This window comes from Sphingobium aquiterrae (genome assembly GCF_037154135.1).
Taxonomy (GTDB): Bacteria; Pseudomonadota; Alphaproteobacteria; order Sphingomonadales; family Sphingomonadaceae; genus Sphingobium; species Sphingobium aquiterrae.
The window spans coordinates 252,819-265,069 of record NZ_JBANFL010000001.1 but is presented as its reverse complement, the minus strand read 5'-3'; the positions used below and the strand labels follow the sequence as shown (position 1 = coordinate 265,069).

The window sequence follows — 12,251 nt, the reverse complement described above, 5'->3', positions numbered from 1 at the left end:
TCATTTGCCGTCATTCCTGCGAAGGCGGGAATGACGGTGGTGGGATTAAGCGGCATCGGGCACCTCAACGGCGCGGCGGAAGGCGTCGACCAGCGGCACCAGTTGCGCCGAGCGCATCTTGAAGGCGGCGCGGTTGACGATCAGCCGCGCGGAAATCTGCATGATGACGCTGGTTTCAACGAGACCATTGGCCTTCAGCGTCGCGCCCGAGGAGACAAGATCGACAATGCGCCGCGAAAGCCCGAGCGACGGCGCCAGCTCCATCGCGCCATTGAGCTTCACGCATTCGGCCTGAATGCCCTGCGCCTCATAATGGCGGCGGGTCAGGTGCGGATATTTGGTCGCGACACGCACATGGCTGAGCGCCGCCTCATCCTCCGCCGCCAGCCCCTCGGGCTCCGCGACGGACAGGCGGCAATGGCCGATGTTCAGATCGACGGGGGCATAAAGCTCCGAATAATCGAACTCCTCGACCACGTCGGAGCCGACGATGCCGATCTGCGCCGCGCCATGCGCAACGAAGGTCGCGACGTCGAATGCGCGGACCCGAATGATCGACACGCCCGGCTGATTGGTGGCGAAGCGCAGCGCCCGGCTTTTGCTGTTATGGAAGTCCGCCTCCGGCTCGATTCCGACCTTGCCGAGCAAGGGCAGGGCTTCGTCCAGGATACGTCCCTTGGGGATGGCGATGATGAGCGGCGGCGTCATGATGGGCGCGCTTTACTTGGCGTACCGGAAAAGGGCAACCGGAGAGGACGGCGCACGGGCAGGCTTATGACGAACAGCATGATCGACAATGGCGGGATCGAGAACGGCGGGATCGAGGATGGCGGCGAACTGCTGCGGCAGGCACGCATCTGCCGCGCGATGGATTCGCCCTTCACCGCATCCATGCTGGAAGCGGCCAAGCGCCAGTTGCGGGAAACATCGCGCACCGGGCGCAGGATCGCCGACTGGCCAGGCAATCGCGGCCATGCGGCGGTCGCCCTGCGCCTGGCGGGCGGCTTTCACGCGCTGGCAAGGGCTGGCGCGTCGGATGCCCTGACGGCGCTCTACCAAAACCGGACCGGCGATTTCGACCGGGTGGTGGCCGATATATTGAGCGCGCAGGATGCATTCCTTGCCGGCTGGCTGAATGCCCCGCCCCAGACCAATGAGGTCGGCCGCGCCGCCGCGATCATGGCGGCGCTGCTGATGGCCTCCGCCCGCTTCGGCCAGCCCTTCGAACTGCTGGAGCTGGGCTCAAGCGCCGGGCTGAACCTCAACCTGCATCGCTATGCCTATGATCTGGGCGGCGTGGCGGCGGGCGATCCCGCGTCGGCCCTGCGCATCCGGCCGGAATGGCGCGGGCCGCCGCCGCCGAACGCTAAGGTCGAGATCCTGCGCACGCGTGGCGTCGATATCGCGCCCATCGCCCTGGCCGATCCGGCGCAGGGTGAGCGGCTGATGGCCTATGTCTGGGCGGATCGGGACGATCGCATGGCGCGACTGGAACAGGCGATCGCCATCGCCCGCGCCCATCCGCCGGCGCTGGACCGGGGCAACGCCGCGGCATGGATCGCCGACCGCCTGCGCGAACCGCAGGCCGAAGGCGTCACCCGCGCCATCTTCCACAGCATCGTGCTGCAATATATCCCGGCCGAGGGGCAGGCGAAGATCAGGGCGGCGATACTGGAAGCGGGCCAGCGCGCGACCGCCGCCCGCCCGCTCGCCTGGATCAGCTTCGAATGGGACGAGGCGCGCAACGCCATCCACCTGAAGCTCAGCTGCTGGCCAGGCGATGGCGAACGGGATATCGCAACCTGTCACCCCCATGCCCAATGGATCGAGTGGCATGAACCCCGGCACATCCCTACATGACGACATCCCCTCTTTCGGAGCGCTCCATGACCGATCTTTCCGCCTTCCCGATCACCAGCCGCTGGCCGGCGCAGCATCCCGACCGCATCCAGCTGTATTCGCTGCCCACACCCAATGGCGTGAAGGTGTCGATCATGCTGGAGGAAACCGGCCTGCCCTATGAGCCGCATGGCATCGACATCGGCAAGAACGAGACCTGGACGCCGGAATATCTCTCGCTCAACCCCAATGGGAAAATCCCCGCGATCATCGATCCCGACGGGCCGGACGGCAAGCCCTTCGCCCTGTTCGAATCGGGCGCGATCCTCGTCTACCTCGCCGACAAGACCGGACTGATGCTGCCCGCCGACACCGCCGGCCGCTACGAGACGCTGCAATGGGTGTTCTTCCAGATGGCGGCAATCGGCCCGATGTTCGGCCAGCTCGGCTTCTTCCACAAATTCGCCGGCCGCGACTATGAGGACAAGCGCCCGCTGGAACGCTACCGCGCCGAAAGCCAGCGCCTGCTGGGCGTGCTGGAAACGCGGCTGGAGGGGCGCACATGGATCATGGGCGACGACTATACCATCGCCGACATCGCGACGCTCGGCTGGGTGCGCAACCTGATCGGCTTCTACGAGGCACGCGACCTTGTGGACTATGATTCGCTGAAGAATGTGCCGGCATGGCTGGAACGCGGCCTCGCCCGCCCCGCCGTGCAGCGCGGGCTGGAAATCCCGGCGCGGCCGTGAATTTACGTCATTCCCGCGGAGGCGGGGACCCATCTCCCAATAGTCGCGCCTGGTGAAACGTCGGGAGATAGGTTCCCGCCTCCGCGGGAATGACAGCATGACAGAGCACGGGCCCTATGGATAACTCACCGTCTTGGGCCGTCCCTGCGGGATCGGGATATATTCCTGATCGTCGCCGGGGATCAGCGGGAAGCGCATCGCTTCCCAGTCCTCGCGCGCCTGCATCAGCCGGTCGTGGGTGGAGGCGACGAAATTCCACCACACATGGCGGGGCGTCCTGAACGCCTCGCCACCGCACAGCATCACCCGGCCGCCATCCACGCTCATCAGCATCGCGCGCGTGCCGGGGCGCAGCACATAGAGCGTCTGCGGCGCCAGTGGCACGCCGTCCAGCGCCGCGTCGCCGCCCGAGACATAGATCGCCCGCTCGTCCGCCTCCGGCAGGATCGGGATCATCCCGCCGGGCCGCAGCATGATGTCGGCATAGACGGTATGGGCATAGGTCGTGACCATCGATTCCGCGCCCCAGAGCGACCCCATGATGACACGCGCCCGCACGCCGCCATCCTCGATCACCGGCAACGCCTCTTCCGGCACATGCTCGAAGGCGGGGTCCATTTCCTCATTGCGGTCGGGCAGCGCCAGCCAGGTCTGGATCGCCGACAGCTTCGACGCCTTCGCGCGCTCGTCATCGGGCGAGCGTTCGGAATGGACGATGCCCCTGCCCGCCGTCATCAGGTTGACCGCGCCCGGCTGGATCAACTGCGCCGACCCCAGCGAATCGCGATGCATGAAGGCGCCCTCATACATATAGGTGACGGTGGCGAGGTTGATGTGCGGGTGCGGGCGCACGTCCGTCCCCTGCCCCGGCGCGAAACTGGCCGGCCCCGCCTGGTCGAAGAAGATGAACGGGCCGACCATCGTCCGCTCCTTTGCCGGAAGCGCGCGATGCACGCGGAAATCGCCCAGGCTGTGGGTCGTGGGCGTGATCGTCTGGATGATCGGGCTATCGGTCATGCGGCGTCCAGTTCGGGATAATGACGAAAAATGCCATTGCGGTTGAAGGCGATCCGGCGGCTGCTGTTCAGATATGCCTGCAGCGCGTCCAGCGTCGCGACCCGGCCGCACAGCGCCCGCATCAGCGGATACTCCCCCGCGATCGTCGCCATCCGGCGCGGAAAGGCATGATGCAGACCCTCGACCAGATGCCACAGCGACAGGTCGGCATAGCTCCAGCGCTCGCCGGCCAGCCAGTCGCCATGCCGGGCGCCCAGCGCGCGCTCGAACCAGGCGAAATAGCCCGGCATCCGCTCCGTGCGGAACGGCGCGGCGGCGCGCGCCGCTTCGGCCTTCTGGTCCTCATAATAGAGGGTCGCCGACAGGGGATGATGCACATCATGCGCCTCCGCCACCATGTCCATGATCGTCAGCTGCACCTGGTTCAGCCAGTAGCGGGCCTCCATCGTCGCCGGGCCACAATCATGCCGTTCGGCAAGGAACATCAGGATATTGGCGGTCTGCGAGACGGTATGCCCATCCATCGCCAGATAGGGCGGGGCATAGGCCGGGCCGGCGCCATGCCGTTGCATGTCGGCGACCAACGCCTGCGCGCCGTCTTCGCGTGCGCGGTCGCGATAGGGAATGCGGCATGCCTCCAGCGTCAGCCGGACGAATTCGCCCCGCCCGGGAATATCGGGCCAGTACCAGAAATCATATGCCGCCTGATCGACCATCGCCCCACCTTTTCGCTGCCGCCCTTCCGCTGCCGCGCACGGCGATTCACCTCATGCCGCCGGCTTGAGATCCCCGGGCGCCAGCGCCTTGATCGCCAGCGCATGCACCTTGTCGCGCAGCAGGTCGGCCAGCGCCGCGTTCACCATCCGCTGGCGGGCGACGCGGGTCTTGCCGGTGAAGGCATCCGACACCACTTCCACGGTGAAATGGCTCTCCCCCGAACCGTCGTGGCCGGCATGGCCGCGATGCTTCTCGCTGTCGTCGATGACGGCGAGCCGTTCGGGGATCAGGGCGGCGCGCAGCCGATTTTCAATTTCGCTGGCCACCGGGCCTTTCGATTTCTGTTCCATCGCCCTTATATAGACTTGCCCGTTTGGCTTTGCATCAGGACTTCTCTTCTTGGCGACCGACCCTTTTTCGACCCGGCGTTTCAACCGTTTCCACGGGCGCGTGGAAACTGGCCATGAATGCGCGGTCGCAGGGTGCCCGGAGGCCGGCGAGTTTCGCGCGCCCGCGGCCGGCGGCCATGGCGACGGCAGCGAAGGGCCGCGCTGGCGCTGGCTGTGCCTGGAGCATGTCCGTGCCTTCAACCAGGGCTATAATTATTTCAGCGGCATGAGCCCGGACGAGATCGCCGCGGCCCAGCGCCCCTATGCCGGATGGGAGCGGGAAACGCGGGCCTTTTCGTCCAATGCCACCAGCCCGCCGCCGCGCTGGGACGATTTCGCCGATCCGCTCGACGCCATCGGCGCCAGCTTCCGCAACAGCGTGCGCGATCGCATGGCCAAGGCCGCGCGCGACCGGGCCGAGCGTGTCGATGGGAAGTTTCTGTCGCCCGAGGACCGCAAGGCGCTGGACGTCATGGGGCTATCGCTGGACGCCGACCGCAAGATGCTGCGCCAGCGCTATACCGAGCTGGTCCGCCGCTATCATCCCGACCATAATGGCGGCGACCGCACCCATGAAAGCGCGTTGCAGGGCGTGATCCAGGCCTATGGCCAGCTGCGCAAGGCCGCCGCCTTCGCCTGATCCCCGATCATGCCGGGCGCAGCCAGAACCATCCGGCAAGTCCGGCAATGACGCCGGCCTGCAGCAGCGTGATCAGCGCAAGCTGCATCGAGAAGGGCTGCTTGCGGGTCTTGTGGCGAAACAGTTGCCGCGCCAGCCATGCGCCGGGCGATCCGCCGATCAGGGCAAGGCGCAGCAGCTCGGCTTCGGGAACGCGCCGCCGGCCGGCACGGGCCCGCGCCTTGTCCTGCCCGAAGCGCAGCATCGTCCAGGCGTTGAGCAGGAGCAGCGCCGGCAGAATGATCGTCCACATGGCGCGATCCTTAGGGGAGATGGCGGGGAAAAGCACGCCACCGTCCCCATCGCCCACGCCATCCATCCTTGCGATAAGGGCCGGTCGCTGCCATAGCGCCCGCCCCCCATATTGGAGACCGTCCATGTCGAGCAGCGCCCCTGCCCGAGACTCTTCCCATGCGATTGCTGGCCATGCGATCGATGGCCATGCGATCGATGGCCGCGCGCTCGGCCTCGATTTCGGCACGACCAACAGCGTGGCGGCCATCGCCACCGGCCAGGCATCCGATCTTGTGACCTTCACGGGCGCGCAGGCGACTGGCGCCGTCTTCCGCTCGGCGCTGTGCTTCTGGCACGACAATGACGTGAAGGGCGGGCTCGCGCATGAGGCGGGGCCATGGGCGATCGCGGAATATCTGGAATATCCGCAGGACAGCCGCTTCCTCCAGTCGTTCAAGTCGGTCGCCGCCAGCCCGATCTTCGAGCAGGCGAGCGTATTCGACAAGCGCTATAAATTCGAGGATCTGGGCCAGCGCTTCCTTGAGCGGATGATCGCCCATGCCGGCGGCGGGCTGGACGACCGGCCCGAACGCATCGTCATCGGCCGCCCGGTGGAATATGCCGGCGCGCGACCGGACGAGGCGCTGGCCCGAAAGCGCTATGACGCGATGTTCCGGGGCTTCGGCATCGACCTCCATTATGTCTATGAGCCATTGGGCGCGGCGTTCAGCTATGCCTCCGGCCTCACCCGGCCGGCGACGATATTGGTGGCGGATTTCGGTGGCGGAACCAGCGATTTTTCGATCGTGCGGGTGGCGGAACCGGGCGCCGCGCGGCGATGCACGCCGCTGGGCTCGGCAGGCATCGGCATTGCCGGCGACCGGTTCGACTATCGCATCGTCGACCGGCTGGTGCTGCCGATGCTCGGCAAGGGCGGGCTCTACCGCTCCTTCGGCAAGGAGCTGGAGATTCCGCGCAGCTATTTCGCCGATTTCGCCGACTGGTCCCGCCTCGCCCTGATGCGCAACCGGCGGACGATGGACGAGCTGGCCCAGCTGCAGCGCAACGCCATCGATCCCGACGCCATCGGCCGGATGATCGCCGTGATCGAGCATGAGCTGGGCTATCCGCTCTACGATGCCGTCGGCCGCCTGAAACGCGCATTGTCGCAGGCGCAGACCGCCCATTTCCACTTCGGCGCGCAGGGGCTGGAGATCGAGGCGGACGTCGACCGCGCCGATTTCGAAGGCTGGATCGCCGACGACATCGCCCGGATCGAGGCGACGGTGGACAAGGCGCTGGCCAGGGCCGGCACCGCGCCCGAGGCGATCGACCGGGTGTTCCTGACCGGCGGCTCCTCCCTCATCCCCGCGATCCGTGCCATTTTCGACCGGCGATTCGGCGCGGACCGGATCGCCACCGGCAATGAGCTGACCTCCATCGCCCATGGCCTTGCATTGATCGGGCAGGAACCCGATCTCGCCAGCTGGGCGGCCTGATCGTCCTTCTCATGGTCGCCTCTCTATCGACAGCCGCTTGCTGCTTGGGTTAGGGGCAATATGACTCGCAGGAAGACAAGAGACATGACCGACATTTCCAACGTCCAGCCCGACACCCGCAGCGAAACGCTGCTGGATGCGCCCGACCGGGAAGTGGATGCGCGCGACGTCTTCGGTGTCGACGTCGACATGAAGATTCCGGCTTTTTCCGAAGCCGACGAGCGCGTACCCGATCTCGACCCCGCCTATGTGTTCGATCCGGACACGACCTTGGCGATCCTGGCGGGCTTTGCCTTCAACCGCCGCGTGATGGTGCAGGGCTATCACGGCACCGGCAAGTCGACCCATATCGAACAGGTCGCCGCCCGCCTCAACTGGCCGTGCATCCGCATCAACCTGGATGCGCATATCAGCCGCATCGACCTGGTCGGCCGCGACGCCATCGTCCTCAAGGACGGGCAGCAGGTGACGGAATTCAAGGAAGGCCTGCTCCCCTGGGCGCTGCAGCGCCCGGTCGCGCTGGTCTTCGACGAATATGATGCCGGCCGCCCGGACGTGATGTTCGTCATCCAGCGCGTGCTGGAAACCGACGGCAAGATGACCCTGCTGGACCAGAACCGGGTGATCCGCCCGAACCCCTGGTTCCGCCTGTTCGCCACCGCCAACACCGTGGGCCTGGGCGACACGACCGGCCTCTACCATGGCACGCAGCAGATCAACCAGGGCCAGATGGACCGCTGGAACCTGGTCGTCACCTTGAACTATCTGCCCGCCGCGACGGAAGCCCAGATCGTGCTCGCCAAGTCCGGTGAGTATGACCATGAGGGCGGCCGCAAGGAAGTGGAGAACATGATCAAGGTGGCGGAACTGACCCGCCAGGGCTTCATCAACGGCGATATCTCGACCGTGATGAGCCCGCGCACCGTGATCAGCTGGGCACAGAACGCGCTCATCTTCAAGGATGTCGGCTTCGCCTTCCGCCTGAGCTTCCTCAACAAGTGCGACGAGGCGGAGCGCCCGCTGGTCGCCGAATATTATCAGCGCGTGTTCGGCAAAGACCTGCCCGAAAGCATCGTGGGCAAGGCGGGATGATGTCGAGCGTAGCGCAGGACGTGCGCCGCCTTCCTCTGGAGGGTGCGTTCAACCTGCGCGATTTCGGCGGCTATGCGACGGCGGACGGCCGTGTCGTGAAGCGCGGCATGCTCTTCCGCTCGGGCACGATGACCCTGCTGACCGGCGCCGACGCCGCCCATCTACGCGCGCTGGGCATCCGCGCCATCTGCGATTTCCGCCGGGGCAATGAGCGCGCGGCGGAGCCAACGCTGTGGCATGGCGAGGCCGATGTCGACTATTTCTGCCGGGACTATGGGGAAAGCAGCGGCATCCTTGGCGAGATGCTCAAGAGCCCCGCGCTGACCGCCGCCGACATGCGCGCCGCCATGATCGCGCTTTACCGCGAGATTCCGGTGGACCATGCCGCATCCTATCGTGCCATGTTCGCGCAGATGCTCTCGGGGCGCCTGCCGCTGCTCATCAACTGCTCGGCGGGCAAGGACCGCACCGGCATTGGCGCGGCGCTGATCCTGGCGGCGCTGGGCGTGCCGCGCGCGACCATCGTCGAAGACTATCTGGCGACCAACGACCATGCCGACTGGGATTGGCTGCTGTCGCATCGCGATGGCACCGCCGTCGCGCGCAGGCGCCGCGCCAGCCCGGACGCGATGGCGCCGCTGCTGACCGCCGACGCGGCCTATCTCGAAAGCGGCTTTGCCGCGCTGGACGAACGCCATGGCGGGCTGGACGCCTATCTGTCCGACGCGCTGGGCGTGGACGCCGCCGCCCGCCGCGCCCTGCGGACGGTCCTGCTCGACGGATGACCACCCGCTCCCCCCTCGACGCCTTCAAGGATGTGCTGTCCGGCGCCGCCCGGTCGATGGCGCGCGACGCGGAAGTGGAGGTCGCCTTCACCGCCGACGCGCCGCATATGGTGGGCAAGCAGATCAAGGTGCCGACACCGGGCCGCAACCTGCCGGTGGATCAGGTGGCGCTGGCCCGCGGCGTTGCCGATGCCAATGCGCTGAAGCTGCGCCATCACAATATGCGCATCCACGCCGCCGCCGCGCCTGCCGAGACCGTCGCCCGCGCCGTTTACGACGCGATCGAGCAAGCCCGCGTGGAGGCCATCGGCGCGCGGGCGATGGCGGGCGTGCGCGACAATCTCAACCATGCGCTCGACATGCGGATCAAGTCCGATCCCATCCGCCGCGCCCGGCGGCAGGATGAGGTGCCCCTGTCCACCGCCCTTGCCCTCAAGGTACGCGAGCGGCTGACCGGCCAGACGCCACCGCCCGAAGCGCGCGAGGGCATGGCGATGGTCGACCGGTGGATCGAGGACAAGGCCGGCGGCGATCTCGACGCGCTCGGCCTTGCCCTTGACGACCAGCGCGCCTTTCAGAAGCTGACGACCAGCCTGCTCGAACATCTCGACCTGATCGAGGCCGACGCCCCACCCGAGGCCACGGACGAGGAGTCCGAGGAAGAGGGCGAGGATCAGGAGCAGGAACAGGACGAAGGCGACCAGGGCGAAGAGCAGACAGGCGACAGCGACGCCCGGACGGAAGCCCGCCCGCAGGACAGCAGCAGCGACGGCGAGGACGGCGACAGCGAATATAACGACGATTTCGACGCCGATAGCGACCAGGGCGCCGACGACATGGGCGAAGAGGGCATGATGCCCGTGCGCCCCAATCGCCCGATGTCCGACCTGCCGCCCGGCTTCGACTACAAGAGCTACACCACCCGCCATGACGAGATCGTGACGGCGGACGATCTGTGCGACGAGGATGAGCTGAACCGTCTGCGCGGCTTCCTCGACCAGCAGCTGGTCAGCCTGCAGGGCGCCGTCACCAAGCTCGCCAACCGGCTGCAGCGGCGGCTGATGGCGCAGCAGTCGCGCAGCTGGGATTTCGATCAGGAAGAGGGGATGCTGGACGCCGCGCGCCTTGCCCGCATCGTCATCGACCCCACCCGCTCGCTCTCCTACAAGATCGAGCGCGACACCGAATTCCGCGACACCGTCGTCACCCTGCTGATCGACAATTCGGGCTCCATGCGCGGACGGCCGATCAGCATCGCGGCGATCAGCGCCGACATCATGGCGCGCACCCTGGAACGCTGCGGCGTGAAGACGGAGATATTGGGCTTCACCACCCGCGCGTGGAAGGGCGGGCAGAGCCGCGAGGACTGGCTGGCCGCCGGCCGTCCCGCCATGCCCGGCCGCCTCAACGACCTGCGCCACATCATCTACAAGAAGGCCGACGAGCCGTGGCGCCGGGCGCGCCGCAACCTTGGCCTGATGATGCGCGAGGGGTTGCTGAAGGAGAATATCGACGGCGAAGCGCTGCTGTGGGCGCATAGCCGCCTGATCGCCCGCAACGAGGAACGCCGCATCCTGATGGTGATTTCGGACGGTGCGCCGGTGGACGACAGCACCCTGTCGGTCAACAGCGGCACCTATCTGGAACGCCATCTGCGGCAGGTGATCGACTGGATCGAGAACCGGTCGCCGGTGCAGCTGGTTGCCATCGGCATCGGCCATGACGTGACCCGCTATTACCGCCGCGCCGTGACGATCATGGATGCCGAGCAGCTTGGCGGCACGATGGTGGAACAGCTCGCCGGCCTGTTCGACGAGGATTGAACCGGCAGCCAGAGCCGTTCGCCTTCTACAGGCTCAGCAAAAGATAATCAGGAGAGTGCCATGAGCGTAGCCTTTCGCCGGGAGAGCGACGAGGAGCATCTGGAGCCCAAGGTCGATCTGCCGATCCCGCCCGGCCCCAATCTGGTGACGGCGCGCGGCCTGGCGCTGACGCAGGCAAAGGTCGCCGCGCTGGAGGCGGCGCTTGCCGCGACAACAGATGAAGCGGCTCTGGAAAAGGTCAAACGCCCGCTCAAATATTGGCGCACGCGCCTCGCCACCGCGCAGCCGATGCCGGTGCCCGATGGCGATGCCGTCACCTTCGGCTGCACCGTCAGCTTTCGCCTGAACGGGGCAGAGCGGACCATCCACATCGTCGGCGATGACGAGGCGGACCCCGCCGCCGGCTACATCGCCTTTTCCGCCCCGCTCGCCCGCGCGATGATGGCGGCGGAAGCAGGCGAGGCCGTGGACTTCGCCGGCAAGGTCGACGCTATCGAGATCGTCGCGATCCGGCCGATCGAGGACAGCAGCGCGAACGGCTGAACCCGCCCGCGCCGCGCATCCCCATAATATCCGGCCGTCACACGCCGGGCTTATCGGGCAAGCCCTACGCCCACCCCGTCGACATCACGCCAGACTGTCGACCACCAGGCCGCTGTTCGCGCTGTCGGTGCTCGACGTGCTAGCGCCATAGGTCGATGACGCCATGGTCTGACGCAGATTTTCGAGGAAAGCGATGATCGCATCCAGCTTGTCGGCCGCGCTGCTTTCGCTCGTGGTCGTGCTGTCATCGCTGTCGCTATCGTCGGAAGCCGGCGGCGGTGGTGGCGGGCCGCGCATCCCCTGTGGACCGCCGGCGCATCCCGCGCCCTCGACCCCGTCCGCGCTGGCCGTTTCACTGCTCCCTTCCATTGCCCCCGCCGGCTGCGGTCCGCCCTGGGCGAAGAAGGATTGTAGGGCTGTGGCCTGATCTTCGGTCAGCGTGCCGGCGCTCACCTGATCGTCGATCAGCGAGTCGATCCGGCTCTTCATCTCCGAAGGGTCGAGCCTGGTGGTTTCGGTGCCAGAGGCAGATGACGCACCGGCACCCAGCACGGCGTCGATCGCGTCCAGCGCGGTTTCCAGCGCCGTCTCGTCCGTTTCGGAAAGCTTGCCCGCCTGCACGGCGGAATCGATGCGCTTGTCCATCATTGCGCGCGGCGAAAAGCCCGACGCGCTCGACATGATCCCGGAAATATTTGACATATAGCGTCCCCCGTTGTTATCGGTGACGAACAGATCGGATATTTATTTTAAAATTTACCGTATTTCATCGATGAAATACTTTGAAATATCCTGAAATACTTCATAGAAAACAGTTAACAGGCTGACGTTGGATATTGCGTCCACCCCCACCTTGACCTTCCCCGCGGCTTGCCCCATCGC

The 12,251-nt window shown here is 66.4% G+C and carries 14 protein-coding genes; 8 read left to right on the top strand and 6 right to left on the bottom strand.

Annotated features, from left to right (window positions below; translation table 11 throughout):
* Positions 1-45 precede the first annotated feature (45 nt).
* Positions 46-708, bottom strand: a complete 663-nt coding sequence (gene hisG / locus WFP78_RS01150) for an ATP phosphoribosyltransferase (protein ID WP_336957926.1) — start codon at positions 706-708, stop codon at positions 46-48.
* A 66-nt stretch (positions 709-774) separates the two neighbouring features.
* On the opposite strand from hisG, the gene WFP78_RS01145 reads away from it, so the two are divergent.
* The gene (locus WFP78_RS01145) at positions 775-1,860 is read left to right on the top strand and encodes a DUF2332 domain-containing protein (protein WP_336957925.1); all 1,086 of its coding nucleotides are present in this window, start codon (positions 775-777) and stop codon (positions 1,858-1,860) included.
* A 26-nt stretch (positions 1,861-1,886) separates the two neighbouring features.
* A complete protein-coding gene (locus tag WFP78_RS01140; RefSeq protein WP_336957924.1) occupies positions 1,887-2,591 on the top strand; it encodes a glutathione S-transferase N-terminal domain-containing protein in 705 nt (234 codons plus the stop codon).
* Between the two features lie 114 nt (positions 2,592-2,705).
* On the opposite strand, the gene WFP78_RS01135 is transcribed toward WFP78_RS01140, so the two are convergent.
* The 3 genes from WFP78_RS01135 to WFP78_RS01125 are packed head-to-tail and all read right to left on the bottom strand — an operon-like array spanning position 2,706 to position 4,675.
* Positions 2,706-3,608, bottom strand: a complete 903-nt coding sequence (locus WFP78_RS01135) for a pirin family protein (protein WP_336957923.1) — start codon at positions 3,606-3,608, stop codon at positions 2,706-2,708.
* Positions 3,605-4,324, bottom strand: a complete 720-nt coding sequence (locus tag WFP78_RS01130; RefSeq protein WP_336957922.1) for a glutathione S-transferase — start codon at positions 4,322-4,324, stop codon at positions 3,605-3,607. Before WFP78_RS01130 ends, WFP78_RS01135 begins: the two co-directional genes overlap by 4 nt.
* Before the next feature lie 51 nt (positions 4,325-4,375).
* A complete protein-coding gene (locus WFP78_RS01125; protein WP_336957921.1) occupies positions 4,376-4,675 on the bottom strand; it encodes a BolA family protein in 300 nt (99 codons plus the stop codon).
* Positions 4,676-4,724: 49 nt separating this feature from the next.
* Here WFP78_RS01125 and WFP78_RS01120 point away from each other — a divergent pair, with 49 nt between their 5' ends.
* Positions 4,725-5,354: a J domain-containing protein gene (locus tag WFP78_RS01120; RefSeq protein WP_336957920.1), complete on the top strand. Its 630-nt coding sequence runs from the start codon at positions 4,725-4,727 to the stop codon at positions 5,352-5,354.
* Positions 5,355-5,361: 7 nt separating this feature from the next.
* Here the strand turns inward: WFP78_RS01120 and WFP78_RS01115 are convergent, their stop codons facing one another.
* Positions 5,362-5,646, bottom strand: coding sequence for a DUF1294 domain-containing protein (locus WFP78_RS01115; RefSeq protein ID WP_336957919.1), 285 nt, complete (start codon positions 5,644-5,646; stop codon positions 5,362-5,364).
* 124 nt (positions 5,647-5,770) lie between these two features.
* Between WFP78_RS01115 and WFP78_RS01110 the strand changes: the two genes are divergently transcribed.
* The 5 genes from WFP78_RS01110 (at position 5,771) to WFP78_RS01090 (ending at position 11,369) form a co-directional block, all read left to right on the top strand.
* Positions 5,771-7,126, top strand: a complete 1,356-nt coding sequence (locus WFP78_RS01110) for an Hsp70 family protein (protein WP_336957918.1) — start codon at positions 5,771-5,773, stop codon at positions 7,124-7,126.
* A gap of 84 nt (positions 7,127-7,210) precedes the next feature.
* A complete protein-coding gene (cobS, locus tag WFP78_RS01105) occupies positions 7,211-8,218 on the top strand; it encodes a cobaltochelatase subunit CobS (RefSeq protein ID WP_336957917.1) in 1,008 nt (335 codons plus the stop codon).
* On the top strand, positions 8,218-9,003 hold the full coding sequence (locus tag WFP78_RS01100) for a tyrosine-protein phosphatase (RefSeq protein ID WP_336957916.1): 786 nt from the start codon (positions 8,218-8,220) through the stop codon (positions 9,001-9,003). The genes cobS and WFP78_RS01100 overlap by 1 nt, the downstream gene beginning before the upstream one ends.
* Entirely contained in the window at positions 9,000-10,826 is a 1,827-nt protein-coding gene (gene cobT / locus WFP78_RS01095) for a cobaltochelatase subunit CobT (protein WP_336957915.1), read from the top strand. The genes WFP78_RS01100 and cobT overlap by 4 nt, the downstream gene beginning before the upstream one ends.
* A 60-nt stretch (positions 10,827-10,886) precedes the next feature.
* Positions 10,887-11,369: a GreA/GreB family elongation factor gene (locus tag WFP78_RS01090; protein WP_336957914.1), complete on the top strand. Its 483-nt coding sequence runs from the start codon at positions 10,887-10,889 to the stop codon at positions 11,367-11,369.
* Positions 11,370-11,453: 84 nt separating this feature from the next.
* On the opposite strand, the gene WFP78_RS01085 is transcribed toward WFP78_RS01090, so the two are convergent.
* Entirely contained in the window at positions 11,454-12,071 is a 618-nt protein-coding gene (locus WFP78_RS01085; protein ID WP_336957913.1) for a hypothetical protein, read from the bottom strand.
* Between the last annotated feature and the right edge of the window lie 180 nt (positions 12,072-12,251).